Origin of the sequence: Pseudomonas rubra (assembly GCF_028656935.1) — a bacterium.
Taxonomy (GTDB): Bacteria; Pseudomonadota; Gammaproteobacteria; order Pseudomonadales; family Pseudomonadaceae; genus Aquipseudomonas; species Aquipseudomonas rubra.
Map to the genome: position 1 here is coordinate 22,962 of NZ_JAMDGZ010000060.1, position 24,830 is coordinate 47,791.

The window sequence follows — 24,830 nt, forward strand, 5'->3', positions numbered from 1 at the left end:
TTCTGACCTCGAAAGCTGGTCGGAGGGCTCTAGTTGCCGGAATTAACAGCCAGTACGCTGCAATGTGCCGAGTTCACTATCCGGTCTGTCGTATCACCGAGCAGTTTGCCCAAGCCTTTAGGTTGCACTATCCCCATAACCACAACATCAACAGCCAAATCGCGCACCAGATCGCTGATAGCGTTCACTGGCGGCCCTTGGACAAAATGTCGACATTCAGTAGCGACGCCGTAGAAGTCGGCCAGTTCCTCATAAGGTTCACGTAATACAGCAATTAGCTCCTCAACCCAGTCCAAAGCCGCATTCGAATCGGCAACAAATATTGGTGAAATGTCATAGGCAGAAAGTAGGTGCAACTGAGCATTGCATTGCAGCGCCATGGCCGTGGCTGCGCGGATTATTTTGTGATTGAAGTCGTTTCCTTGCTCCGAATTGGCCGTATCGACGGCTGCAAGGATTACGTTGGGAAGAGGCACATTGCCATGCTGGACAAAATGTACAGGTACCGGACTGGCGCGCATCAGCTCGCTATCGAAAGAGACCCCAAACACCCGCTTGAGCGCTGAAACCTCATCAATGTCCTTGATGACCATGTCGGGACGAAGCGTTTGAATGCAGTCAACCACGTCCTTGACGGGATCGTCGGTCAATGCTGCCTGGCTGGTAGCGCACGCTTCGTCTATATGTATTGCCCCAACCGTTTCCGTCAATCGATCACGATATTGTGAGAACTGCTCGGCGATTTGCTGTTCAACCTCTACTTCTTCTCGCCAGTTGCTAAGCCCATGAGGTTCAAATAAACCCAAGACATGCAACCCTGCCCCCGTCGTTTTAGCCAAAGCCTTGGCGCGTTGTGCCGCTGGCGAGGTCAAATCGGCATCCAGGGCAAGCAGCAACAATTGTTGGTACTGACTCATCGCAAACCTCCAATCATGTCATCGCCTACCGGGAATCGAAGCTCAGGTACTAAATTCTGTGCCTTGACCCCGCTTCAGACTTGATTCAGATCAGAAAGGCTGCGACACGCAACGAACTTGATTCAAGTCAGAACGAGGATGCTGGTGAGCAGTACAACAGTAATCGGCAAGCTCCCTTTGATGACTGTAAGCCCGGAGAGCGCGATGAATAACGATATCGATTTTGGCGATCTGTCCAAGGAGCACTGGATAGAGTCGTTGAACGACGGTACTCCTGTACTGATTCGACCACTGCGTGAGCCCGACCGTGAGAGGGATCATGAGTTTGTAGGGCATGTGTCTTACGAGTTGAGACGCTTTCGCTTCCTAGCAGGGTTTAGCGGGGAGGCATCATCGTTTTTCGAACGGTTGATGGATGTGGACTACCAACACCGCATGGCTTACGTCGCGTTGATGTATGACGGTGGCCAACTGCGTGAAATCGGCGAAAGCCGCTATGCGGCAGTCCCCGACAGCAAGAACTGCGAGTGTGCGGTTGCCGTAAGCGAGCCATGGCAGCGCAAAGGCTTGGGTAGACTGTTAATGAATCACCTGATCAGCGCCGCACGCAGCAATGGCTATGAGCGCATGATTTCACGTGATCTCTCAAACAACTACGGGATGCATCGACTTGCGAAAACACTCGGTTTTTCCTCACGCTACCTGGCTGGAGATGTAACTGAAATCATCCATGAGCTCGACCTACATGGATGATCATTTACCTCAGCGCGGTATTATACGAGCTCCGAAACCGCGCTGAGGCAGGTTCTTTGTCAGACCACTGGAGTTTCCGGGGTGATTACCAGGACACTGCTAGGCATTTTGTAAAGTACCCTTTCAACCGTGCTGCCGATGTACTTGGCCAAACCACGGTGGTGCACCCGCCCCATCACTACGATATCGGTACCTTGAGCTTCGCAGAAGATGCTCAAGACTTTTGCTGGGTCGCCCATGATCATATGGCAACTCTCCGGATCAATACCGTTGCGCTCAGCTAGCTCGCGAAAGGCGTCGCTTTGGGCTTCATGCAAACTTTCGGCAACATTTGAGCCAAACAAAAATGATTTACGCCCGAGGTTCTCCGCATCCGTTTGCATAGAGGTCAAATCATAGGCATACAAGATCTCCACCTGCGCCTTACATTGCATGGCCAATTTCAACGCTTCATTGATGATGCGGTCATTGAACCCTTGGTACTGATCCTCGGGACGCGATAGGTCAACGGCAGCAAGGACTTTGCGAGGCATAGCATGGCTGGCCTTGTCGACAAAGTGCAATGGAACCGAGCACTCCCTTAACAGCCGTATATCGAGTGTGGTGAACATCGCCCGCATCAGGCGCGACTCATGCTCTATGTCCTTGACCACCATCGCAAACGGCTGCTCTTTCAGGTGAGTCAGGATTTCGTCCAGGACGTTGTTGACCCAGACTACTTCTGTGGTGACAGTCAGCCCGTTCCTACGCAGGGGTACAGCCTGGGTTTCCAGCCACTGGCGGTGCTTTTCGACATAGGCCTGGCGCATCACTGCCAGCGCCTGTTCATTGACCAGCCCTGCGGTGGCAAGCCCCTCAAGGTAATCGAAAGCCACTATATGTAATGCAATGCCTTTGGCTTTTGCCAAAGCAGCAGCACGGTCAAAGGCGTCAGTGCGCTGCATCAAAGGGGGGGCGATGAACAACAAGCGTTGATAGTCGGACATGACACACCTCGCACTAAGCGATGAGTAGGTACGCACCATCCTGCATCCGTCCAAGGCTGTGTGTTTGACTTGCATCAAAATCGGATGCACACCACCTCAAAAGGACACGGCGATTGGGTGTAGCACACGACCATCGGCGCAGTCCGACGCACGGTAACCTAACTACAAAAAATGGATTTGATTCCTTGATCCCAGTCAATTGATTCGATGATTTTCAGCGCACGCTAAGCAGAAGTGAATGCCACGATCCCAAAGAGGAACCGCTGCCATGGCTACCATGAAAGCTGCAATTTTTGTGGAGAAAAACCGGATAGTACTGGACGACAAGCCAATTCCGGACATTGGCCCCGCCGATGCGTTGGTGCGGCTCACAACCACGACGATCTGCGGAACCGACATCCACATCCTTCGTGGTGAATACCCTGTCGCCAAAGGGCTGACCATAGGTCATGAACCCGTTGGTATCATTGAAAAGCTCGGCGCCCAGGTTCAAGGCTTTAGCGAAGGACAGCGGGTCATTGCTGGCGCAATAACCCCAAGCGGCCACAGTAATGCGTGCCTGTGTGGATGCTCATCTCAGGATGGGCCGGGCACCCTTCATGGATTCAAAGCTATTGGTGGTTGGAAGTTCGGCAACACGATTGATGGCTGCCAGGCCGAGTATGTTCGGGTGCCTGACGCCATGGCCAACCTTTCACTGATCCCCGATAATCTTAGTGACGAACAAGTTTTGATGTGCCCAGACATCATGTCTACCGGGTTCAGCGGTGCAGAACGGGGTGATGTAAAAATCGGTGATACGGTCGCCGTATTTGCGCTAGGGCCTATTGGTCTTTGCGCGGTGGCCGGTGCCCGCTTGAAAGGTGCAGGCACGATCATCGGTGTCGACACCGTAAATGCGCGTATGACCGTTGCCCGTCAGCTAGGTGCTACTCACGTAATCGACTTCACACAAGGCAACATCGTCGAGCAGATCATGGCGATTACCATAGGCCGTGGGGTCGATGTTGCGATTGAAGCACTCGGAACCCAATCGACATTTGAATCAGCGCTGCGGGTGCTACGTCCCGGAGGAACCTTATCCAGCCTTGGCGTTTACTCTTCAGACTTGCGCATTCCACTTGATGCCTTTGCTGCTGGCCTAGGCGACTACAACATCGTGACCACACTGTGCCCCGGTGGCAAAGAGCGTATGCGACGCTTGATGGAAGTCATCGCCAGCGGGCGCATTGATCTGGCGCCACTGGTGACGCACCGGTTCAAGTTGGACGACATTGAAGCCGCCTACGAACTATTTGGACATCAACGGGACGGTGTCATGAAAGTAGCCATTACGCCCTGAATTAGACGTGCTTTTAGCAGCTTGAACACCTGATGGCATGGACGCCGTTCCTGATTCGATCGAATGTGGAGCGCGTCAAATGTTCAAATCACTCTTTCTGTCCATCCTGCCGCGACTAGCCCCTGGTTTAATGCTTAACCAGACTAGAAAACGCTTGCTTGGTCTCGTCGGTGGCAAGCGGAGCTACCGCGCCCCAGACTTAGAACTCATGTTGCGCCGCGAAGTGGGATTGCCCTACCAACCTGTCCTGTTCGCCAGGAACATCGGGGATCAGTTCATCGTCACCGCGGACTTGCAGTCTGTAGGTATCGACAGCTTGCAGATTGGGATTACAACGCAGCAATTCACCTTAAGCGGTTGGGTGATGCCGGATGCTGCCGACGCCTCGACGACAGCTATCTCATCTGAGTGTGGATGGTTTAGTTCTTCACGAACCATTCCGCCGTCAATGGATCTTGACCATTTCACTCTCAATTACCATCAGGGTTTGTTGGTATTCAGCGTACCTAGAAAGCACTCACTAAACCGGCGTCCTTTGCATTCCACTGCATCGATTACGGAGTAGCATCAATGAACGTCTACATTGAAAATCATCCGCGTCAAAACCGTTGGTGGGTTCACCTGGACGTATGGATGGTGAGTTTTCGCAGTATTGACGAAGCGACAGCCTTCGTTGATCGACTTAATACTCGATTGAACGCCCCACACTCCCTGGCGATGATTGCTAGCTATCCTCTGGTACCTGGCAAGCTCATAAATCGCGACCTGCATGACCCTATTGCCCCATCAGGATCTGCTACCCCGGTATCGGAGGTGAGAAATGCATAGCCTCCTGAACGTTGCCACTGACCTAGAGGAACGTAATCCCATAGGGGTGGTACCCCCCATCAATGTAAACCCATACAGGGCGGCTTGCGTGGATTGCAGGGTCAGTTCGTTGTGTCTTCCAACTGGCTTGTGCAAACACGGAAACGACCGTTTCAGTGAGCTGATCAGACAGCGCATACGGATCAAGAAAGGTTACGGCTTGTATCACGCCAACGACCCGTTGGAATACCTCTATGCAGTACGCCTCGGAAGTTTTAAGACCTGCTTTGCAAATGCGGAAGGACAAGGGCTGGTAACCAACTTCTGGATGCCAGGAGACACAATGGGGTGCGATGCGATCAGCACCAACCGGCATGTATGCAGTGCGTTTGCTCTTGAGGACAGTGAAGTTTGCCTTATTCCTTATCAACGCCTGGAGTCGTTAGCCCATGAGTTCCCGTTCCTACAACAAAGCCTCAATAGGCTACTCAGCAGTGAAATTGTTCGAGAGCATAAGCGGCTGTTAATGATGTGCAACCTCACCGCAGAAGAACGAATGGCCAGCTTTCTACTAGGCTTGTCCAAACGATACGTAGAACGCGGGTTTTCCGCCCATAGCTTTGTTCTGCGCATGTCGAGAGATGACATTGCGTCCTATCTGGGGTTGAGACTTGAAACCGTCTGTAGATGCATAGCACACCTGCGCCACCTGGACATAGTGCAGTTCAGCGGACGTACAGTGGAAATTTTGAATTTGCCTGGCTTGAAGGCTCTAGAACATGGCTACAGTAAAGGCTCAGCGGCAAATCAATAAGCTGGGATGTATTTCAGCCCGTCCCAAGCAGCCTCGACAACTGCCCTCCCCCGCGCATCGATGCGGCAGTCATGCTTGAAACCCTGGACATTACCCATCTCGCTGCTGCCTTGGGTATAGGTATGCTCGTAGGCCTGGAGCGTGAACGCAAAAAAGGTACCGGGGAGCATCGTGAGTTTGCCGGACTTAGAACCTTTGCCATCACGTCTGTACTGGGTTACGTATGCATGGCCGTAGCGGGTACGATGTTGGTCGCCATCATGAGTATTGCCTTGGCAATCATCGTTGCAGTCGCCTACTGGAAACACTCTGGCAAGGATCCAGGCATCACCAGTGAAATTGCTCTGCTTTTCGTCTTGCTACTCGGCGCCTTGAGTTTTGACCAGCCCGAACTGGCTGTCGCTGTCGGGGTCGTGATTACGGTTGTTCTCGCATTCAGGCAAGAACTGCATCGATTTGTCCGCAATCAACTGACTGAAAGCGAAGTCCGCGATGGGTTGGTACTGCTGATAGCCGTGTTGGTCATTCTCCCCTTGGCACCCGATCGCTTCGTCGGCCCATTTGGTGCCATCAATCCCCGCACAATCTGTACCCTGACCGTACTGCTGATGGGGGCTGGGGCATTGGGTCATATTGCCTTACGTGTGGTAGGCAAGCGCTATGGCTATACCCTCAGTGCCATCGCATCTGGGTTTGCTTCAGGCTCGGCGACCATCGCCCTGATGGGACATCTGGCCCGAAGTGAACAGTCGTCTGTCAAAGCGTTCAGCGCCGCAGCGATATTCTCTAACCTAGCGACTATCGCGATGTTGGGTCTGGTGCTGGGTACAGTCGATCCGGCTTTTTTGGGGGAATTATGGGCTTCTATTTTGCTGGCTGCGTTCACAACAGTGGCATATGGTTCGCTGCTCCTCGCCCCATGGAACCCTGCGCTTGTGCAGGCCGCAGCCCAAGTCGGCGACAGTGCTTTCAATCTCAAGGTCGCCCTCGTTGTGACTGTGGCCGTAACGGGCATCACGTTGCTGTCCTCGGCACTGCTGCATGCCTTTGGACACAATGGTGTACTGATTGCGTCGGTATTTAGCGGCCTGGCTGATGCTCACGCAACGGCAGCATCTATCGCGTCGGTGGTAAAGTCCGGGCAACTATCAATGGCCGACATTGCGGTGCCCGCGCTGACCGCAATGAGCAGCAATACACTTACCAAATGTGTTCTAGCCTGGATCAGCGGGGGCGCAAAATTTGCCGCTTATGTCATAGTCGGTCAGTTGGCGATCATTACTTCGATGTGGGCTGGATTGCTGCTCCAGTAAAGGATCCGCCCCCTTCTCTCAAGGCTGAGACACGATGGCACTCATGGATCTTTAACGAGCACGCCAGCTTTCAAGCAGGCTGAAGAGCGCCATTCCCACCAACATCGCAAGTACGAATACTAGTATTTGCCAGTGGCCACTTAACACCAGGGCGAGTGCAGGCCCCGGGCAGATACCGGCAATACCCCAACCGACACCAAATACCAGGCTGCCCACCACCAACTGCCGATCTAGTGCCCGCATCCGAGGCATTTGCATCGGCAAACCAAGCATCGAGCGTGTTTGTTTGCTGCTCCACTGCATGGGCAAAAGTGCCACCCCGATAGCACCCACCATTACCAACCCGAGTGATGGATCCCAGCTTCCTGCCAGATCCAGAAAGCCGATTACCTTGGCTGGATTAACCATGCCCGCCAACAACAAGCCAAGGCCAAACACCACACCGCAGATAAAAGCCATTACCCATCGCATGCTCATACTCCTGCCAGGTGACGGCTAACGAATACAACTGCAAATCCCGCGCACATAAAGCACAGTGTTGCGACAAGTGAACGAGGCGACAGACGCGCCAGTCCACAGACACCATGCCCACTGGTGCAACCTGCCGCGTAACGTGTTCCCAGGCCAACCAGCAAACCGGCCACAAGCAACCCTACCCAGTCTGTCTGAAACTGTACGACCGGCCGACCCGCAAATAACCACCACACTAGGGGGGCGACCAACACCCCCAGGAGAAACAGTGCTTTCTCGCCTCTGCCCTCGCCCTTCTTTTGCAGCAAACTGCCCAGCAGCCCGCTAATACCGGCAATACGGCCATTCACAAGTGCAAACAGGCTCACGGCAAGCCCGATCAACGCACCGCCGAGCAAGGCCGACCAAGGTGTGAAATTGACCCAGTCGATAGTCATTTCGGCTCCTTCGCACAGAACCATTGATACAAGGTTTTAATCACCGCCAGGGCAGCTGGACTATCGATGCGATAGAAAATCTGCTTACCTTCACGCCTTGTCGCCACCAGATCTTCGCGCCTCAAAACCCCTAATTGCTGAGACAAGGTGGGCTGCTGAATGCCAAGCAGGGACTCCAGCTCACTTACACTGCGCTCACCTTCAGACAACTGGCATAGCAACAGCAGTCGCTCTGGATTTCCCAGGGTTTTAAGCAACTGAGCTGCTGCTTCGGTGTTGCCGCGTAACTGCTGAACATCCATCGCCAGTCCTTCTATGACTGTAATCTCGCTCACATGATACATCTAAATATATTATATAAAATAATATAATATAATACAAAACCTGCAAGTACCACGACCGATCAGGTTCCGACGATATGCCCCGGCGACGTTGGTGCCGAAGGTCTCAAAGGGCCTGCCCATGCCTTGGAAGGCCAATAGAAATTAGCGCAGCCAACAGCACGAATGCCGAGGAAACCAACCTTCCGAGGCACCGGGTATCGAGCGTGTCCTCGCCGGCTTGAGAGAGTGCATCGGCGATGACGATCAACTGACAACTGAATCGCCCCGGGTTTTCTAGACACCTTGCAAGCTCTTTGCGTAACGCTTTTCAAACTCTATCGGTGACAGCTGATTGTTGAAGCCATGCCTGCGTTTTGCGTTGTAGAACATCTCGATGTAATCGAACACATCACTACGAGCGTCTTCCCGCGTGGTGTAGATTTTCCGCTTGATTCGCTCCCGTTTTAGAAGCTGGAAAAAGCTCTCGGCCACAGCATTGTCATGACAGTTGCCTCGGCGACTCATACTGGCAACCAAATTGTTTGCCCTCAAAAAACTGCGCCAATCGGAGCTACTGTACTGGCTGCCTTGGTCGGAGTGAACCATCACCTCCTGCTTCGGTTTTCGTCTCCACACCGCCATTAATAACGCATCAATGGCCAAATCACTGGTCATCTGCGGCTTCATTGACCAGCCAACGACCTGACGCGAAAACAGATCCAGCACCACAGCCAAATACAACCAGCCCTCATACGTACGAATGTAGGTGATGTCAGTGACCCAAACTTTGTTGGGCTCTACGACATCGAACTGGCGCCTCAGCAAATTGGGTGAGGCGACCGCTGGCTTACCGCCGTGCTTTCCAGGGCGTCGTCGATATCCTGTCTGAGAGCGCAGACCTTCGAGACGCATCAGCCTCGCCACACGATGCCGACCACAATCCTCACCGACCTCGCGCAGATCATCATGGATTTTGCGATAGCCATAAACTCCGCCGCTCTCAAACCATGAATGCTTGATCAAACCCAGCAATCGCTGGTCGTCTTTGGCGCGTGCAGATTGCGGCTCAGACAACCAGGCGTAATAACCACTAGGATGGACCTTCAGCGTCTGGCAAAGCCGTCGTATGGAATAGTCGCCCGCTCGCTGCTTGATAAAGGCGTACTTCAGCCGCACTCCTTGGCAAAGTACGCGGCGGCCTTTTTTAATATGTCTCGCTCTTCGGTGACCCGTTTGAGCTCCGCTCGCAGGCGACGCAGTTCAGCGTGCTGATCATCGTCCTGCTGCCGCTCTTCTTGAGGTTTGCTGTAGCGCTTTATCCAGGCATAGAGGCTATGTGTCGACACACCAAGACGTGCTGCCACATCAGCGACAGGCAGCTTCTTTTCAGTCACTTGATTGACCGCTTGGATTTTGAATTCTTCGGGGTAACGCGGGTTGCTCATGGAACCTCCTAATTGGCCTCAGTTTAAGGCAAAGAGGTGTCTACGAAACCCGGGGGGATTCAGACCGATGGATGGCTTAATAGCAAATCAGGAGCCCTGAGGGCATTTTTTAGTACCCCGGAATTCAGTCCTTGGCACCCTAGATGCACTGCAGTTACGTTAAAAATGGCTTATCTACGGACAGTCCCCAACGCACCCAAGACGTTTGTCAAGACCCATCAGACCCGCTGGGAGCAGGTTCCTGCCCATGACCTCCTACTCGCCTCGCCCTGCAGCCGGGGCCACTCTAACGCCCGCGGCAAAAAGTCGAGAACACTGAGCACGATGCCTCGCGCTCGACGGCCTGGGCCCCGGCGTCGTAGCTGGAGTTCCACCGGCCACATGCGGCACTAATTGACGACGTGTCGGAGTTCACCGACTGAGTGCTGTACCTGGGATGGTGCAGGCTGCACAGGCATTGGGATATCAAGCCTCGCCGCACATTGTGGACTGCGCCGTCCTCGACGTACCGGAGAACCAGGTACGCATGGTCATGGTGCTGACGCGCGCCAAGGCACCGCTGATGCAGCAATTCTCGCAGATACCAGATCAATAGACCGAAGATGAGCGACTCTTTCCCCGCTCACACTACACTCCGACAATCCGCTATGTTCAACGCGCGAGCACTAAACAGTCGAACGGGTTGAAGAACATAGTCAGGCAACAGGCAGCGCAACGTCTAAGGCCCTTGAGCGCTCAGTCAAAGCTCCAAAGCGCCCCTGAGCAATGCATCCAGTTTCAAACTAGCTCCAACGTTTCGCTGATCCAGAAGCGCGATCGGAATATCGTGCAGAACTGCAATCGAGTCAGGCAACCCGTCCCCAATCAATGCAAGTGGACAGGCAATGTCCATCTGTAAGGAACATAGCTTCTTCGCCAGTGCCGTGTTTACGGGCCCCTGGAGTGCGAGCACAAGTGCTGCAGGCTGGAGGGTCGCGCACAACAATGGCAGTTCCTCGAGCGGCTGCCCACTGCCTAACACCTCGATACGCCACCGCTCACTACTGAGAAGTAAGCCGTTGCTCAGCAAATCCAGCTCAGCGCTTCCTTCAATGCCGGCCAGTAACACACATGGGGCACCGAGTTGATTTAGTTGCAGACGTAGCAATAGGCGAGCTCGCAGAAAAGTATCGAGGAACAGCCATTGGCTACGCTGACCGAAAGCGCTGCCAGACAACAGACTGCGCCAGACCGGCATCAGCACATCGAGCAACACCGTAGCCTTGGGGTACAAGGTGAAAAGCTGACCATGAATGCCCTCGAGCGCCTGCCGGTCGAATGCTTTCGTCGCTCGTAGTACAGCAGCGCGCCAATGCTCAATGGAATCGGTCTGCGGCCCGGGCGGGCGGGCGACTTCGTCGTGCTGGCGTGCGAGCAACTCACCCACCTTGCTGATCGGCAAGCCACTACCGGTCCAGTGCAGTATGTCGCGTATGCGCTGTACATCCTGGGCCGTGTACAGGCGGTGCCCGCCTTCGGTGCGTTGTGGGCGAATCAAACCATGACGACGTTCCCAGGCGCGCAGGGTCACTGGATTTATGCCAGTCAAGTTGACGACATCGCGCATGGGCAGCAAATCGGTGGAGGTCGCTTCAGTCATCGCAAGTGATCATCAGGGCGGTTGCACATTCTAAACCCATACCAACCTTCTACGGCGATCGTTCTTCCATCATGATATCGACAACCGCACCTTAGCCTTCCAGCACAAAGGTCTACGCTGCGCATACCGAAAACGCTACTTGAGTGGGTGGGCCACATGATCGACGCAAAACTCTTGCAATTAATGGTCGAGAGCTCCAACGATGGCATCGTCGTCGCCGAGCAGGAAGGCGACGACAGCATCCTGATCTACACCAACCCTGCCTTCGAGCGCCTCACCGGCTACGCCACGGACGACATCCTCTATCAGGATTGCCGCTTCCTCCAGGGCCAGGACCACAACCAACCAGGTATCGCAGCCATCCGCGAGGCAATTCGCGAAGGGCGCCCGTGTTGCCAAGTGCTGCGCAACTATCGCAAGGATGGCAGCCTGTTCTGGAATGAGCTGTCTATCACCCCCGTACACAACGATGCCGATGAACTGACTTACTACATCGGCATCCAGCGTGATGTTACGGCACAGGTCTTCGCCGAAGAGCGGGTCCGCGAACTGGAGGCAGAGATAGTCGATTTGCGTCGACAACTCGCATCAGGCAACGGCTGACCTTGCAACAAATCTATACAGGGCCGTTGACTTGTATAGATTTAGACGTAAGCTCCTCTTATATCTGTACAGAATTTCACTGTTGTACAGGATTTTCGGGAGCCTTGCATGTCCACTTATCTGCAGTATTTCGCGGAGCGCTTCTCCAGCCTTGATGGGCGGAGCCTCGATAGCCTCGAAAAACTGTATAGCGATAACGTAACGTTCCGTGATCCGTTGCATCAGATCGATGGCCTGGCAGCGCTTCGTCGCTACTTCACCGAGCTTTACGCCAACGCACAGGACATTCGTTACGTTATCGCCGGCGCGGACGAAGTTCAGCCGGGCCAGGGCTACCTGCGCTGGACGCTAGAGTTCCGCCACCCCCGACTCGCCAATGGCAGGCTGATCAGTCTGCAGGGCTGCAGTTTTCTCAAGTGGCAAGAGCGTGTTCACTTCCACCAGGACTACTTTGACGCAGGTGCACTGCTTTACGAGCACGTACCAGTCATGGGCGGCGCTATCCGCTTGCTCAAGGGCCGGCTGGTATGAGCCGTTGCTGGCTGACGGGGGCAAGTAGCGGAATCGGCGCTGCCCTTGCCGTCCAATTGCTGGACCAAGGGCACCGGGTTGCCTTGGGTACACGTGATGCCAACCGCTTATTGCACTTGATGCAACGATATCCGGGGCAGGTATTGGCGGCCGTCGGCGATGTCGATTGCGCTGAGCAGGTCTCCAGGATCACCGCACAGATCGAGCACACCTGGGGGGCGCTAGACCTGGTCATCCTCAATGCCGGAACGTGCGAATACCTCGAACCAGGACTCTTCGACCCGGCACTGGTCGAACGTGTGGTGCGCACCAACCTGTTTGGTGTAAGCCACTGTATTGCAGCGGCCCTCCCTTTGCTGCATCGCGGTGAGCGCCCGCACCTGGTCGTAATGGGCAGTGCGGTGACCTGGTTGTCGCTCCCTCGTGCCGGAGCCTATGGCGCCTCCAAGGCGGCCGTGCGCTACCTGGTGGAATCGCTTCGCTTCGACCTGATCAATGAAGGTATTGCCGTAACGCTGGTCAGCCCTGGATTCGTCGATACGCCGTTGACCCGTCGCAACGACTTCCCCATGCCTCAGTTGTGGACCACCGAGCGTGCCGCCGCACATATCACTGCACGCCTGCCGCGACGCCCGCTGGAAATTAACTTCCCCACTGCATTTACGCTGGGCCTGCGCGTGATCGGCGCCCTGCCGGTGCGCTGGCGACTGAAGCTTTGCCAGCGCCTGGTGCGTGCCCCAAAGGACTAAAACTCATGCGTATCGCCATCATCGGCACCGGCATCGCTGGACTAACCTGCAGCTACCTGCTGTCCCGCCGGCACGAGGTGACGGTATTTGAGGCCGCCGATTGGATCGGCGGCCATACCCATACAGTCGATGTGCAATGGCAAGGCCAGCGGTACGCGGTGGATACCGGGTTCATCGTGTTCAACGACTGGACCTACCCAAACTTCATCCGCTTGCTCGACCATCTAAAGGTTGCCTCGCAGCCCACGCAGATGAGCTTTTCAGTGCATGACCCACGTAGAGGTTTCGAATACAACGGCCATGGCTTGGACACGTTGTTCGCGCAGCGTCGTAACCTGGTGTCCCCCGGATTCTGGGGCATGCTGAAGGATATCCTGCGTTTTAACCGCGAGGTTCTGGCCGATCTGGACAACCAGCGCATTGATAGTGAAACGACCCTCGGTATCTACCTTAAGACACAGGGCTATGGGCAACGCTTCATCGACCATTACATCGTGCCCATGGGCTCGGCAATCTGGTCTATGTCACTTGCCGACATGCTCGCTTTTCCCTTGAAGTTCTTTGTGCGCTTCTGCCGAAATCACGGCCTGTTATCGGTGAGCCACCGTCCGCAGTGGCGGGTGATCGAGGGCGGCTCACGCAGCTATGTGGCGCCGTTGTGCCGGCCCTTTGCCGAGCGCATCCGCTTGAACTGTCCGGTCAAGCGGGTCGAGCGTGACGAAGGCGGCGTAACCCTCTTCAGCGCGGCGGGCATGGAGCGTTTCGACAGCATTGTGTTTGCCTGCCATAGCGACCAGGCCCTGGCCCTGCTGGGAAGACCCAGCGTGGCCGAACGCTCGGTGTTGAGCGCCATCACCTATGCCAGCAATGACGTAGTGCTTCACACCGACACCCGACTGCTGCCGCGCCGGCGCAAGGCCTGGGCCAGTTGGAACTACCGCCTGGGCGGCGAGGAACAGGCACCCGCGGCTCTGACCTACAACATGAGCATCCTTCAAGCAATCGAAGCGCCGGTAACGTTCTGCGTGAGCCTCAATCAGACCGCGCTGGTGGATCCCGCGCAGATTCTGGCCCGCTTCAAATACGCCCACCCCCAATACAGCCTCGCAGCATTGATAGCCCAGGCCCGCCACGGCGAACTACAGGGCAGGCAAAACAGTTACTACTGCGGAGCCTACTGGGGCAATGGCTTTCACGAGGACGGGGTGCTCAGCGCACTTAAAGTGGCCGAGCACTTTGGAGAGCGCCTGTGAACAGCAGTTTGTGCCAGGGCTGGGTCAGCCACCGCCGGATGGCCCCGCACCACCATGCATTCCGCTACCGGATCGGCTTGTTCTACCTCGATCTGGATGAGCAGGCCTGGCTAACAGGTCTCTCTCCCTGGCTGGGCCGGTCGCGGTTTGCGCCCCTGAGCTGGCGCGAAACCGATTACCTGCCGGGGCTGACCCGTGATGGAGAATCATTGGCGCAGGCCGCGCGTCTATTAGTGGAGCAAGCCACCGGACAGCGCCCCGAAGGTGCCGTGCAATTGCTCGCCCAACCACGCTGCTGGGGGTTGTCGTTCAACCCTGTGAGCTTCTATTTTTGCCATGACGTTGACGGGCACCTGGCAGCAATCCTGCTGGAGGTGCGTAACACACCTTGGCGCGAACGCTTTCACTACGTGCTGCCGGTACAGGAGGGTCAGGGACGCTCATTCGCCATGGCCAAAGCGTTCCACGTCTCGCCGTTCATGCCGCTGGATATGGATTATCGCCTGCATTTCTTCCTCGATGAGCAACGCGTGCGCATCCATATGGAGAACTGGCGTGCGGGGCACAAAGTGTTCGAGGCCGATCTGGCATTGCAACGCCAGCCGCTCAATCGCGCCACCTTGCATCGGCACATTTTGGCTTTTCCGTGGATGAGCCTACGCACTGTTTCATCCATCTATTGGCAAGCCTTGCGCCTCTTGCTCAAGCGCACCCCCATTCACGACCACACTGCCGGCCAGGGCAACCTAGTGCTCGGTAAACCTTGCAAGGACCCCGATCATGTCCAATCCCACTCTGAGCGTTAGCAAGTCAACAGGCATCACCCCATTCCTGGGCGGTCTCACCCGAAACACCGTGCTCGCTCAGTTACGGCGGTTGAGCCAAGGACATCTACGCGTGCTCAGCAAGGGTCAGCAGTGGAGCTTCGGCGACCCGGCGAGTCAGTTGCAAGCCGAGGTGGAGATCCTCGAAGACGCGACCTGGAACCTGATCGCCGGTAATGGCTCGATTGGTGCTGGGGAAGCGTATATCCACGGCTATTGGCGCAGTCCTGACCTAGCGGCTGTGACCCGTCTGTTCGTTGCCAACCTCGATGTCCTCGACGCCATGGAGGCAGGCCTGGCTCGACTCGGGCGCCCGGTCCTGCGCTTGCTGCACCGGCTCAACCGGAACAGCCGACGAGGCGCTCGACGCAACATTCTCGCCCATTACGACATGGGCAACGCCCTGTTCGAGCGATTGCTCGACCCGACTATGATGTACTCCGCCGCACAGTTCGACAGTGCCGAACAGACCCTTGAAGCGGCCCAGCTGAATAAGCTGGAACGCATCTGCAAGAAGCTTGAGCTCAAACCCCACGAGCATCTTCTGGAGATTGGCAGCGGCTGGGGCAGCCTGGCCATCCATGCCGCTACCCGCCACGGCTGCCGCGTTACCACCACGACACTCTCCGACGCGCAGTACGCTTATACGTGCCAACGTGTGAAGGCGCTGGGCCTGGAGCAACGTATTACGGTGTTGCGCGAGGATTACCGTGATCTGCGCGGACGTTTCGATAAACTGGTATCGATCGAGATGATCGAGGCCGTCGGACACCGCTATCTACCCACCTATTTTCGCCAGTGTGAGTCGTTGCTCAAAGACGATGGCCTGATGCTGTTACAGGCAATCACCATTCGCGACCAGCGCTATGCACTGGCCCGCCGCTCGGTGGACTTCATCCAACGTTACATCTTCCCCGGAGGCGCGCTACCTTCGCTGAGCGTGATGCTCGAAACCGCTAGCCGCCAGACCGCGCTGAACCTGGTACACCTCGAAGACTTCGGTCTGGACTACGCGCGTACCCTACGTCATTGGCATGACAACTTGCGTCAAGCGCGGACGGTGCTGACGGAACTGGGCTACGACGACACCTTCCAGCGCTTGTGGGAGTTCTACCTGTGCTACTGCCAAGGCGGCTTTGAAGAGCGCGCGATCGGCGTGGCGCAGTTACTGTGGGCTACGCCGCGGGCTCGCCGGGCGCCATTGCCGGGCACGTAAAATTGGGCCGCGGGTGGATGATCGGCAATGCCCTTTGGCTTCAGGTCGGCTGGTGGGCATGCGTCTTGGGTGCACACGTTCAATGGCTTCTGCTCATTGTGCCGATCGGACTAGCTTTACACCTGCGCCTTTGTCAGGAGCGTAGCGCCGAAGTGCGTGCGCTTTTGCGCGTGGCACTTGCAGGGTGCTTGCTGGACACTCTGTTGGGCTCTGTGGGGGTGTTCAGCTTTGACCAGCGGCCCTTGCCTGTGTGGCTGGCATTACTGTGGCTGGTGTTAGCCAGCGGCTTGCGCCATAGCCTGGCTTGGACAGGACGCCCCTACTGGCGGGCGGCTCTGGTGGGCATGTTCAGTGGCCCGCTGGCATATCTGGCCGGTGCCAGGCTCACAGGTGTTGATCTGCCGATGGGGCACGTCGGCACAGGCCTGCTGCTAGCGCCGATCTGGGCGCTGGTCTTGCCCCTCGCCGTGCGGGTCGCGTCGTGGCGCTGAGCGGCGACAGCGCTCAGAACAGTAGCGAACGTGCTCCCAGCAGCGTGCCCAACGCTTGCGCCAGGTGAACGGCAAGCCACACACGACGCAGAACTTGCTCGGCAACAATCGCTTGTTCATATCGACTCCCCCGCATCCAGGTGTGCCAACAGCCTCTGGCCACGTAGCCACACCGCATCGCGCCGGGTCGACGACATGCCATCCAGACTGCGATAGACCAATGCCAGTCGAGGGTTTTTCGACAGTAACTGGCGATGACGGATGAGGAAATGCCAATAGAGTGCATTAAACGGACAAGCGTCCTCCTCCACGGCGTGTTCGACTTTGTAGCTGCAAGATTTGCAATGGTCGGACATGCGCTGAATATAACGGCCGCTGGCGCAATAGGGCTTCGAGCCAAGGTAACCACCATCTGCATGCATCACCATGCCCAGTGTATTGGGCAGCTCGACCCAGTCGAAGGCATCCATGTACACGGCCAGGTACCATTCGCATATCGCGGGCGGCGCGATGCCGGCCAGTAACGCGAAATTACCGGTGACCATCAGTCGCTGGATATGATGCGCGTAGCCCAACTCCAGGGTCTGATCAATCACCTGGGCCATGCAGCGCATGCGGGTCTGCCCCGTCCAATAAAATTCGGGCAGCGATCGGTCGTTGCCCAAGTAATTCAGCGCCGCGTATTCGGGCATGCGTAGCCAGTAGATACCCCGCACAAACTCGCGCCAACCGATCAACTGGCGGATAAAGCCTTCGGCGGCGTTGAGCGGTACCCTCCCCTCGCGCCAGGCTCGGTCGACATCGTCACACAGCCGGCGCACATCCAGCAGGCCGATATTCAGTGCTGCACTGATGCGTGCATGAAAAAGGTATGGTTCGCCCTCAGCCATCGCATCCTGATAGTCACCGAAGGCCGCAAGACTGAACTCAAGAAAGTGCTCCCAGAGCTGCTGTGCTTGGTCATGAGTGACCGGGTAGTCAAAGGTATCGACTGCACCATAATGGTCGGCAAAACGCTCACGTACTAATGTCACCACCGCCGCTGTGATCGCATCATGAGCAAATTGTGCGGGAATTGGCCCGCGCAGACCACGCGGCAGTGGCTTACGGTTGTCGCCATCAAAATTCCAGGCACCTCCGGCAGGGCTTCCTTCAGGTTCCAGCAGCAGGCCACAACGCTTGCGCATTCCCCGATAGAAGTGCTCCATTCGCAAGTGCTTGCGGCCAGCGGACCAACGCGCGAAGGCTTCGCGCGAACATAGAAAGCGGGTGTCACGATGCCACACAAGCGGCAACCCGGCATCACGTAACGCCTGTTCTAGCCGCCACTCGCCACATTCGGTTACATGCACCTCGTCTGCATGCAGTAACGCCTGCCACCGCTGTAGCTCCCCGGCGATACTACCGCTGTTGCCCGGCGTATCCAGTTGCTGGTAGTGCACATTCCAGCCTCGCTCGCGCAGGGCCTGAGCGAAATGGCGCATTGCGCTGAGTATCAGCACAATCTTCTGCGGATGATGCGGCACATAGCGTGCTTCACCCTCGACCTCAGCCATCAGCAGAACGTCGCGTGCCGGGTCCAGGGCGCGCAGCACCGCCAGGTCAAAAGACAGCTGATCGCCCAGCACCAAACCCAGGCGCCTCCCCTGCGCTACCACTGGCTGGTTAGCGTAAACGGCACCCGCAGCGGGGCAACAGGACCGCCGCGCTGGCCGCATATTTCCTCGTGCACCAAATACTGCACCAGCATGCACGGCACTGGAGGCACATCGGCCAGAAATTGCCGCAGCTCGGTGGTCGAGCGCAGGCGCAAAACTTCGCCGTTCGCGTCGCACAAGGAATAGGGCCCGGTGTCGGTCAACACGCGCAACACGTTAAAGCCCCCTTCAAGTAACAGAACTTCAAGCTCATTGATATCGCGAGCGCTCGCCGACTTGATCAGCTGCTTCAGGTTCATGGTGTGCCCTCCGGCAAGCGGCGGAAGAACAAGGTTATCTGCCCAATCTCCACACCGAGTTTGCTCATGCTCGAGCGGTTTAGGAGGGTGTCATCGTCCATCAGGTACATCCAGTCATCCAGGTCCACCTCCCAGTGCCGCCCATCAACAGGCAGGTCCAGGCGGTAGCGCCAGCGCAACGTATTACCCGCTACTTCACCGATGGCCTCGCCAATCACGTCACCAGCGGTGCCGCGCCAGCGACTGGGGCCGTCCGGGGTTAGGGTCCAGGTTCTCTGCTGGCGCGTACCGTCGCTGTACAGAAAATGCTCGTCGAGGATCAGTCGTTCGCCCTCGCGGCGGCTGTCGATACGCACATGGAAGCGCTTGACTACCTCCCCCGAGCGCTTTTGGAACATGCCCCAGGCCTGCACCGGCCGCGAGAAAAACTCCACCAGGTTGAGGCGTGGATGCTCCCCAGCGTAGCGCTCAACGCCGACGTTTCCGCAACTACCTAGTAGCAAGCAGCCGATCAACAGAAGCACTTTGTACATATTTCAGTCTCCTCGGTCGCTCCCGGCCAGCCCGAGCAGGCGCTGGCGCAATTGTGGATCACGGGCCCGCGGATCAACCCAAATGGCGAAGAAAGCACGGGCGAAGGCCGGGTCGGTCACTTCAAGGCTGAGTTGGCCATCGACATAGAATCGGCAACCTTGCCCCGGTAGGTACAGACCGGTGATGCGCATGCCCGGGCGCACATCCACAAACGCTTCCTGCATCGCTTTTGACCATCGCTTCACGGTTTCCCTCGCCATTGGACGGTCAGCTAGGCGCTGCATTTCATCAATGCTGGCCTGCACCAACGTTTCCCGGGTCAATGCCCGGTGGTAGATCAGCTCGAGGGCGAACGGCTCATTCCAGCTCCATGCAGCACCGGCGCTCCACAGGCGGGCGGTGTAAAGACGCAGGCCGAACCAGGTGAATTCGCCGCTGCCGACCACGCGCGCCTCTGAAAGCGAAGGCCTCCAGTCTGACAATGCAGGCTGTGTGATCGTCATAAGAAAGGCCAAGGCGAATAGGCTGAGTGCTGAGGTTCTGCTTGCCATGTGCGGGACACCGGGAAGAGGAAATACTGTACAAGTATATTTTAATGTACAGTTTTGAGTACAGATATCGAAGGTGATGATCAATTTCGTATGACCCGGGGGTTAATACCGCGGCAACATCTTGCCGGGAGAGCAATATGACGCTGATCACCAATCTAGCTGTGGCAGCAAACACTCTTGTCTGCGGCGCCAGCGAAGGCATCGGTCTTGCGCTTTGCTCACAATTGCTAGCGCGTGATGACGTTAGGCAGGTGTTTGCTGTCTCGCGTCAGGCTAACCACTGCGCGGGTCTGGAGGCGTTGGCCCGGCAACATGGCCGGCGTTTGATACGCATCAATTGCGACGCCCGCTACGAAAAGTCGCTGGAGAAACTGACTCGTCATATCGGCGCAACTTGCGAGTGTTTGCATCTAGTGATCAGCACACTGGGCGTGCTGCACGACGCTCCAGCACGGGCGGAAAAAAACTTGCGCAGTTAGACTTAGCAAGCCTGCAGGCCAGTTTCGTCACCAACAGCTTTGCCCCCATCTTACTGCTTAAACACCTCTTCCCGCTGCTGCTGCATCAGCCTACGACCTTCGCCGCGCTTTCGGCGAGAGTCGGCTCAATCAGCGACAACCGTCTGGGTGGCTGGTACAGCTACCGGGCCAGCAAGGCGGCGCTCAACCAACTGTTGCGCACCGCCAGTATCGAACTGAAGCGGCTGAACCCCGCGTCGACGGTGCTGGCGCTACACCCCGGCACGACGGCTACCCGCCTTTCTCAACCGTTCCAGGCCAATGTACCGCCAGACAAACTGTTCGCGCCTGCGTTTGCCGCGCAGTGCATCCTCGAACTAATCGCTCGGCACGGGCCAGCTCACAGCGGCACTTTCTGGGCATGGGACCATCAGCCGGTCGCCTGGTGAACCTCCCTGCCTTTGTCACAGCAGAAAGCGTTGCATGAAACCTACCAGCATCCAGTTTGCCAACAGGGCCTGAAATTAGAGTAGGAGCGCGATTTAGGTTGCAGTTATGACTATCAATCTCGCTCTAACGTTTCATCCAGCTTGGACCCGGAGCAGACAACTACAACCAAGCCTGGAGGGACCATCAGATTACTTTCACGGCACGGCCGATGAATTGCACCGGTCCTGTGGGTTTGCCAGTCTTCGATCCAGTGGGACTTTCCAGCGTCAGTTCAAAGAGCTGGTTGGGCTCCAGCGGTGGCAGTTTATCTAGAGGGACAGAAAGTGTTTGTCCAGGTGTGACCAATCCAAGAGATACCGGTCCTTGCCAGCCGTCGGCTTTGGTCCAGAACTCAAGTGCTTTGTCGGCAGGGACTTGCGTGCCCCCCAAAGGTATCAGTTGGATTTCCCGTGGACTGCTCGCCTGAATCACCCAGCCGGGCGTCTGATTTTGTGGCGCCACCAGAACGACCAGGTAGGTGATCGGTTTCATCTGAGCGGTTTGGGTCAGGAGTGCGGTTGCGAGCAACAGCGATGCGACAAGACCTGTCGCCGCCAGCCCACGCCATAGTGCAAGACGGTTCCACCATGAGTTCGGCTGTGCGGCGGCCGTTGCTCGTGGTGCTTGTCGCTCAATGCTGTTCACGCTGCGCTCGATACGCTCCCAGAGGCGTGGCGTAGGCGATTGCGCTTCAACCAGTTCAGTCAACGGGTATAAGCGCTGCTCCCAAGCATCTACAGCGGATCGTAGTTCAGTGTCTTGGGCCAGACGCTTTTGTACTTCGATGCGCTGCTCGGCCTGCAGCGTGCCCAGAACATACTCACTGGCCAGCGCGTCGATGTCGTCCGGGCTTTCATCTTGAGGGGTCTCGGTCATCCCATGCACTCCCGCAATGCCACCAGACTGCGTTTGATCCAGGCTTTGACCGTCCCCAGTGGTGTACCCAGTTTCTGTGCGATTTGTGCATGCGAATAGCCGTCGACATACGCATGAAGTATGCAGGTGCGCCGCGCCGGCTCCAGTTGCTCAAGGCAGGTATAAATGCGCCCTGAATGGCCGTGATAATCGAAGGTTTGCGCAGTCTCTAGCGATGCCTCCATGGAGGCTGAAGCGTGCAACGCCGTTTCGCTCTGCTCACTGACCTGTACTTCCCTGGCGCCATTACGCATGAAATTAAGCGCCAGGTGCCGCGTCACGCTGAAAATCCAGCCACGTGCTGAGCCTCTTGCCGGGTTGAAACTGGCGGCACGGGTCCAGATCCTGATAAAGGCATCGTGCACGATGTCTTCGGCCAGTACGTTGTCACGCGCAATGCGCCTGGCGACACCCAAAAGTCGAGGACTTTCCTGCTCATATAAATCCCGTAGTGCCTGCTGGTCGCCTCTGGCGCAGGCAATCAGGCAGGATTCATAGTCAAAACCGGGCTCGGGCAAGGACAATTTTTCCGCTGTCAGCAAGGGGTAGCCCCCAGCCGTATAGCTGGAGTTCGATCAGAGCAGCGTAGACGACTTTGTGCGCTGTCAGGCTGCTCTGAATCGCTGGCTTAATTGGCTGTCCAGAAAATATAGTCAGCCTGATATTTGACCATCTCTTGTTTGCCCTTGTTTGCGGCGGAGCATTCGCTACTGGGGGCTACGCCGCCTTTGACGGCCACCCGCTGGATATAGCTGACACCGTTCATCGCGCCTTTGCCTTCAGCTGGGTTGGCCTTGACCAACTGATAAGGGAGGTCACCGGTGCTTGAAGGGGCAACAGACAGTTGCGTCCCGGTGACTTTGGAGCCGTCTTTGGCTTGCCAGGTGGCAGGCGGTCCAAAGTAGGTGCCGATCTGTTTGCCGCTACGATCATTGAGCACCGCCTTGGGCCCGACAAACACCCATTCGGTCTGGCCGGCGGCGTTGGCTTTGTCGCGGCATTCATAAGTGATTTCGCCCACGCCTACGGCTTCCAGTACGGTCTTGTGGCCGTCCGGAACCTTGATGCTGTCGGGCAGATTTGCCTGTCCATAGGCCGCAGGGATCATGAGTGACAAACAGGTGACAGCGAGCGTAGTACTGGTCATGCAGAGGAATCGTATGGCGTTCATGTAAGCCTCTCCAGAAGGATAATCAGCTCAGCAGCGCGATGGCTACTACCTGTACTACCCGCTGGAGGTCGATCTGGATGCAGTTACATTAGAAATATCAGTACAACTAACGCCGTAGAGCAAGTCCTTGATCGCTTGCCGGTGTGAGTGTCAGCTCTTGGATTGGGGGCAGCAGATTCTGACCGGATACAGGATCGCGTGGTCTTCACGTTTGCCCTCTCCAGTACCCCAATTTCCCGCTGCTGCAAAGCGGGCTTGAATATCTTGCCCACGGCAGTCAGTGGCAACGCTTCGAGGAATTCAATTCGTTTGGGAACTGCTGCCCGCTCGCTGATGTTGACCCAGACACCGCCAGCAATCAAAGCGCCGGCTTTAAGCAGGTCCCGCCGGCCAAACCGGGTTGAGGTGTACGACATGGCGGCAGCTCTAGGGGCACATTGCAATACGTCTCGCCGTCGCCCAGCCAGAGTTCAGATCTGGCGGGGCGACGCTGACAGGTGAGTCGAGCGGCCCTTGCTCAGGTGACTAAGCAATCGGGGCATCAGGTAACAGGCGTCTGCACCCACGCCCCTGAGTGTTGCCGAAGCGAAGTTCCTTTGTTTAGGCAAGCCCACGAAGTACAGGCCTGGCACCTGGCTGGCCACACCGTTATGCTGCAGCACACGCCCACTCCGGTCTGCGACCGGGAGGCCCGTCAGGAAATCTAGGTTTGGCTGGAAGCCCGTCGCAAAAATCAGCGCATCGACCTGAGTAGTGCTTCTGTCCGGCCAGACAACAGAATCGGGTAGCACTTGCTGGAACATGGCCCTGCGCTGGAATAGACCGGCGTTGAGAGCCTTCCGGTACTTACCGGTATCGAGCACGGGCCTGCTCTGGTCACTCAACCATCGTGTTTGCTCCAGCTTGGTGAATTTCAGCCAGGTATGAAAATCGAGTCCGAGGATTCGCTGCGGGAAGAAACGGATTTTCTCGCGGGTTGCCAGCACTACCTCGGCGACGCCTGCAAGCTCATAAGCGATCTGGACAGCTGAGTTCGCGGCTCCAACCACTACGACGCGCTGGCCAGTAAAGGGCTCTGGCGTTCGATATGCTGAGCTATGCAGACATGTCCCTGAGAAGCCCTCCAACCCAGGAACGCTGGGCGTGAACGGCCGGCTAAATCCTCCCGATGCTACGACCACAGAACGTGCGGTGAGGATCGCTCCGGTGTCGCAGCGAACCTCAAACACCTTTTCCTTCTGCGCTACGCCCACCACTCGGATGCCGCCCTGAAAAGGCAGTCGAAACTCGGCAGCATAGGCTTCCAGGTACTGCACCACCTCGTCTCGTAGCGGATAGCTCTTGGGGTCACCAGGAAACGGCAGCCCTGGCAACGCCGAGTATTCCGCCGGGGAGAACAGCTGCAGGCTGTCGTAGTAGTTCCGCCAGTTCCCGCCAGGAGATGCCTGCTCATCCAAGATGAGGAATTCCAAGCCGCGCTGCTGCAAGTGCCAGCCAGTCGCCAAACCTGCTTGCCCACCACCGATGACAACCACATCCAAAGTACGACTCAATTCATTCATATGTGCACACTCATGCATATATCAGGAGAAAAAAAGCCACGCTACGGGCAGCACAGCGAAACCAGACCCTTGGTTCGCTGGAGGAGGCCCTCCAAACGCTCGACGATCGCCCCGCCATTCACTTCATAGAAAACCTGTCTGCCCACTTTGGTGGCTTTCACGATGTGAGCGTCGTGCAGCACCTGTAAGTGCCTTGAGATCACAGAGCGCTCCTGCGGCAAAGCTTTGGCGATTTCGCCGACATCCGCCCTCCCTAACTGGGGTTATGCCGAGATAAAG

General features: G+C 56.6%; 28 protein-coding genes and 4 pseudogenes. 14 read left to right on the forward strand and 18 right to left on the reverse strand.

All coding sequences use genetic code 11. The features are described 5' to 3' along the window. Nucleotides 1-29 precede the first annotated feature (29 nt). On the reverse strand, nt 30-917 hold the full coding sequence (locus M5G17_RS23860; protein WP_273895338.1) for a universal stress protein: 888 nt from the start codon (nt 915-917) through the stop codon (nt 30-32). A 204-nt stretch (nt 918-1,121) separates the two neighbouring features. On the opposite strand from M5G17_RS23860, the gene M5G17_RS23865 reads away from it, so the two are divergent. Beyond that, nucleotides 1,122-1,670, forward strand: coding sequence for a GNAT family N-acetyltransferase (locus tag M5G17_RS23865; protein ID WP_273895339.1), 549 nt, complete (start codon nt 1,122-1,124; stop codon nt 1,668-1,670). Nucleotides 1,671-1,729: 59 nt separating this feature from the next. Here M5G17_RS23865 and M5G17_RS23870 read toward each other — a convergent pair whose 3' ends face one another. Further along, nucleotides 1,730-2,656 carry a universal stress protein gene (locus M5G17_RS23870; RefSeq protein WP_273895340.1) on the reverse strand — a complete coding sequence of 309 codons (927 nt, stop codon included), beginning with the start codon at nt 2,654-2,656 and terminating at the stop codon, nt 1,730-1,732. Nucleotides 2,657-2,924: 268 nt separating this feature from the next. Between M5G17_RS23870 and M5G17_RS23875 the strand changes: the two genes are divergently transcribed. The 4 genes from M5G17_RS23875 to M5G17_RS23890 all read left to right on the forward strand — a co-directional run bounded on the left by M5G17_RS23875 (nt 2,925) and on the right by M5G17_RS23890 (nt 6,932). Beyond that, complete coding sequence (locus tag M5G17_RS23875) at nt 2,925-3,998, forward strand: NAD(P)-dependent alcohol dehydrogenase (protein WP_258610665.1); 1,074 nt, start codon at nt 2,925-2,927, stop codon at nt 3,996-3,998. Between the two features lie 79 nt (nt 3,999-4,077). Next, nucleotides 4,078-4,563 carry a hypothetical protein gene (locus M5G17_RS23880; RefSeq protein ID WP_273895341.1) on the forward strand — a complete coding sequence of 162 codons (486 nt, stop codon included), beginning with the start codon at nt 4,078-4,080 and terminating at the stop codon, nt 4,561-4,563. Nucleotides 4,564-4,818: 255 nt separating this feature from the next. After that, nucleotides 4,819-5,619: a helix-turn-helix domain-containing protein gene (locus tag M5G17_RS23885; RefSeq protein WP_273895342.1), complete on the forward strand. Its 801-nt coding sequence runs from the start codon at nt 4,819-4,821 to the stop codon at nt 5,617-5,619. A gap of 71 nt (nt 5,620-5,690) precedes the next feature. After that, a complete protein-coding gene (locus M5G17_RS23890; protein ID WP_273895343.1) occupies nt 5,691-6,932 on the forward strand; it encodes an MgtC/SapB family protein in 1,242 nt (413 codons plus the stop codon). A 51-nt stretch (nt 6,933-6,983) separates the two neighbouring features. Here M5G17_RS23890 and M5G17_RS23895 read toward each other — a convergent pair whose 3' ends face one another. The 3 genes from M5G17_RS23895 to M5G17_RS23905 are packed head-to-tail and all read right to left on the reverse strand — an operon-like array spanning nt 6,984 to nt 8,142. After that, a complete protein-coding gene (locus M5G17_RS23895; protein ID WP_115086608.1) occupies nt 6,984-7,403 on the reverse strand; it encodes a DUF6691 family protein in 420 nt (139 codons plus the stop codon). Between the two features lie 2 nt (nt 7,404-7,405). Beyond that, nucleotides 7,406-7,840, reverse strand: coding sequence for a YeeE/YedE family protein (locus M5G17_RS23900; protein ID WP_115086607.1), 435 nt, complete (start codon nt 7,838-7,840; stop codon nt 7,406-7,408). Beyond that, nucleotides 7,837-8,142, reverse strand: coding sequence for an ArsR/SmtB family transcription factor (locus M5G17_RS23905; protein WP_115086606.1), 306 nt, complete (start codon nt 8,140-8,142; stop codon nt 7,837-7,839). The genes M5G17_RS23900 and M5G17_RS23905 overlap by 4 nt, the downstream gene beginning before the upstream one ends. Before the next feature lie 211 nt (nt 8,143-8,353). Between M5G17_RS23905 and M5G17_RS23910 the strand changes: the two are divergent. Beyond that, a pseudogene (locus tag M5G17_RS23910) lies at nt 8,354-8,461 on the forward strand (chromate resistance protein ChrB domain-containing protein); the annotation flags it as partial. Here the strand turns inward: M5G17_RS23910 and M5G17_RS23915 are convergent. Together M5G17_RS23915 and M5G17_RS23920 are read right to left on the reverse strand one after the other, a co-directional pair. Continuing rightward, a protein-coding gene (locus M5G17_RS23915; RefSeq protein WP_273895344.1) for an IS3 family transposase occupies nt 8,458-9,608 on the reverse strand; the annotation gives its coding sequence in 2 pieces (ribosomal slippage) (nt 8,458-9,371 and nt 9,371-9,608; 1,152 coding nt in all). The pseudogene M5G17_RS23910 and the gene M5G17_RS23915 sit on opposite strands and share 4 nt — an antisense overlap. 739 nt (nt 9,609-10,347) lie before the next feature. After that, on the reverse strand, nt 10,348-11,247 hold the full coding sequence (locus M5G17_RS23920) for a MerR family transcriptional regulator (RefSeq protein ID WP_203583947.1): 900 nt from the start codon (nt 11,245-11,247) through the stop codon (nt 10,348-10,350). Nucleotides 11,248-11,403: 156 nt separating this feature from the next. Here M5G17_RS23920 and M5G17_RS23925 point away from each other — a divergent pair, with 156 nt between their 5' ends. The 7 genes from M5G17_RS23925 to M5G17_RS23955 all read left to right on the forward strand — a co-directional run bounded on the left by M5G17_RS23925 (nt 11,404) and on the right by M5G17_RS23955 (nt 16,914). Further along, a complete protein-coding gene (locus M5G17_RS23925) occupies nt 11,404-11,850 on the forward strand; it encodes a PAS domain-containing protein (RefSeq protein ID WP_115089621.1) in 447 nt (148 codons plus the stop codon). A 108-nt stretch (nt 11,851-11,958) separates the two neighbouring features. After that, nucleotides 11,959-12,381 (forward strand): nuclear transport factor 2 family protein, encoded by a 423-nt coding sequence (locus M5G17_RS23930; RefSeq protein WP_195884044.1) that lies wholly within the window; start codon nt 11,959-11,961, stop codon nt 12,379-12,381. Continuing rightward, nucleotides 12,378-13,130 carry an SDR family NAD(P)-dependent oxidoreductase gene (locus tag M5G17_RS23935; protein WP_195884043.1) on the forward strand — a complete coding sequence of 251 codons (753 nt, stop codon included), beginning with the start codon at nt 12,378-12,380 and terminating at the stop codon, nt 13,128-13,130. Before M5G17_RS23930 ends, M5G17_RS23935 begins: the two co-directional genes overlap by 4 nt. A gap of 5 nt (nt 13,131-13,135) precedes the next feature. Then, nucleotides 13,136-14,383: an NAD(P)/FAD-dependent oxidoreductase gene (locus tag M5G17_RS23940; protein ID WP_203583945.1), complete on the forward strand. Its 1,248-nt coding sequence runs from the start codon at nt 13,136-13,138 to the stop codon at nt 14,381-14,383. After that, nucleotides 14,380-15,189 (forward strand): DUF1365 domain-containing protein, encoded by an 810-nt coding sequence (locus M5G17_RS23945; protein ID WP_115089617.1) that lies wholly within the window; start codon nt 14,380-14,382, stop codon nt 15,187-15,189. The genes M5G17_RS23940 and M5G17_RS23945 overlap by 4 nt, the downstream gene beginning before the upstream one ends. Continuing rightward, on the forward strand, nt 15,164-16,423 hold the full coding sequence (locus M5G17_RS23950; protein WP_203583944.1) for an SAM-dependent methyltransferase: 1,260 nt from the start codon (nt 15,164-15,166) through the stop codon (nt 16,421-16,423). The genes M5G17_RS23945 and M5G17_RS23950 overlap by 26 nt, the downstream gene beginning before the upstream one ends. Nucleotides 16,424-16,440: 17 nt before the next feature. After that, a complete protein-coding gene (locus M5G17_RS23955) occupies nt 16,441-16,914 on the forward strand; it encodes a DUF2878 domain-containing protein (protein ID WP_401293958.1) in 474 nt (157 codons plus the stop codon). On the opposite strand, the gene M5G17_RS23960 is transcribed toward M5G17_RS23955, so the two are convergent. From M5G17_RS23960 to M5G17_RS23980, 5 genes are read right to left on the reverse strand one after another with little or no spacing between them, the layout of a single operon-like run. Beyond that, nucleotides 16,855-17,034, reverse strand: coding sequence for a DUF2256 domain-containing protein (locus M5G17_RS23960; RefSeq protein WP_115089615.1), 180 nt, complete (start codon nt 17,032-17,034; stop codon nt 16,855-16,857). The genes M5G17_RS23955 and M5G17_RS23960 overlap by 60 nt on opposite strands. Next, a complete protein-coding gene (locus M5G17_RS23965) occupies nt 17,031-18,545 on the reverse strand; it encodes a cryptochrome/photolyase family protein (protein WP_236042856.1) in 1,515 nt (504 codons plus the stop codon). The genes M5G17_RS23960 and M5G17_RS23965 overlap by 4 nt, the downstream gene beginning before the upstream one ends. Before the next feature lie 20 nt (nt 18,546-18,565). Then, nucleotides 18,566-18,871 (reverse strand): DUF6482 family protein, encoded by a 306-nt coding sequence (locus M5G17_RS23970; protein WP_195884039.1) that lies wholly within the window; start codon nt 18,869-18,871, stop codon nt 18,566-18,568. Then, entirely contained in the window at nt 18,868-19,404 is a 537-nt protein-coding gene (locus M5G17_RS23975; protein WP_203583942.1) for a DUF3833 domain-containing protein, read from the reverse strand. Before M5G17_RS23975 ends, M5G17_RS23970 begins: the two co-directional genes overlap by 4 nt. Before the next feature lie 3 nt (nt 19,405-19,407). Next, nucleotides 19,408-19,956: a chalcone isomerase family protein gene (locus tag M5G17_RS23980; RefSeq protein ID WP_115089612.1), complete on the reverse strand. Its 549-nt coding sequence runs from the start codon at nt 19,954-19,956 to the stop codon at nt 19,408-19,410. Between the two features lie 137 nt (nt 19,957-20,093). On the opposite strand from M5G17_RS23980, the pseudogene M5G17_RS23985 reads away from it, so the two are divergent. After that, nucleotides 20,094-20,863 (forward strand): annotated as a pseudogene (locus tag M5G17_RS23985) (SDR family NAD(P)-dependent oxidoreductase). Between the two features lie 184 nt (nt 20,864-21,047). On the opposite strand, the gene M5G17_RS23990 reads toward M5G17_RS23985, so the two are convergent. The 6 genes and pseudogenes from M5G17_RS23990 to M5G17_RS27455 form a co-directional block, all read right to left on the reverse strand. Beyond that, nucleotides 21,048-21,779: an anti-sigma factor gene (locus tag M5G17_RS23990; protein ID WP_203583941.1), complete on the reverse strand. Its 732-nt coding sequence runs from the start codon at nt 21,777-21,779 to the stop codon at nt 21,048-21,050. Next, the gene (locus tag M5G17_RS23995) at nt 21,776-22,336 is read right to left on the reverse strand and encodes a sigma-70 family RNA polymerase sigma factor (RefSeq protein WP_195885995.1); all 561 of its coding nucleotides are present in this window, start codon (nt 22,334-22,336) and stop codon (nt 21,776-21,778) included. Before M5G17_RS23995 ends, M5G17_RS23990 begins: the two co-directional genes overlap by 4 nt. 110 nt (nt 22,337-22,446) lie before the next feature. After that, on the reverse strand, nt 22,447-22,989 hold the full coding sequence (locus M5G17_RS24000) for a DUF3455 domain-containing protein (protein ID WP_203583940.1): 543 nt from the start codon (nt 22,987-22,989) through the stop codon (nt 22,447-22,449). Between the two features lie 203 nt (nt 22,990-23,192). Beyond that, nucleotides 23,193-23,330, reverse strand: a pseudogene (locus M5G17_RS27750) (hypothetical protein); the annotation flags it as partial. A 129-nt stretch (nt 23,331-23,459) separates the two neighbouring features. Continuing rightward, on the reverse strand, nt 23,460-24,551 hold the full coding sequence (locus M5G17_RS24005; RefSeq protein WP_273895345.1) for a flavin-containing monooxygenase: 1,092 nt from the start codon (nt 24,549-24,551) through the stop codon (nt 23,460-23,462). 41 nt (nt 24,552-24,592) lie between these two features. After that, nucleotides 24,593-24,808 (reverse strand): annotated as a pseudogene (locus M5G17_RS27455) (ArsR/SmtB family transcription factor); the annotation flags it as partial. Between the last annotated feature and the right edge of the window lie 22 nt (nt 24,809-24,830).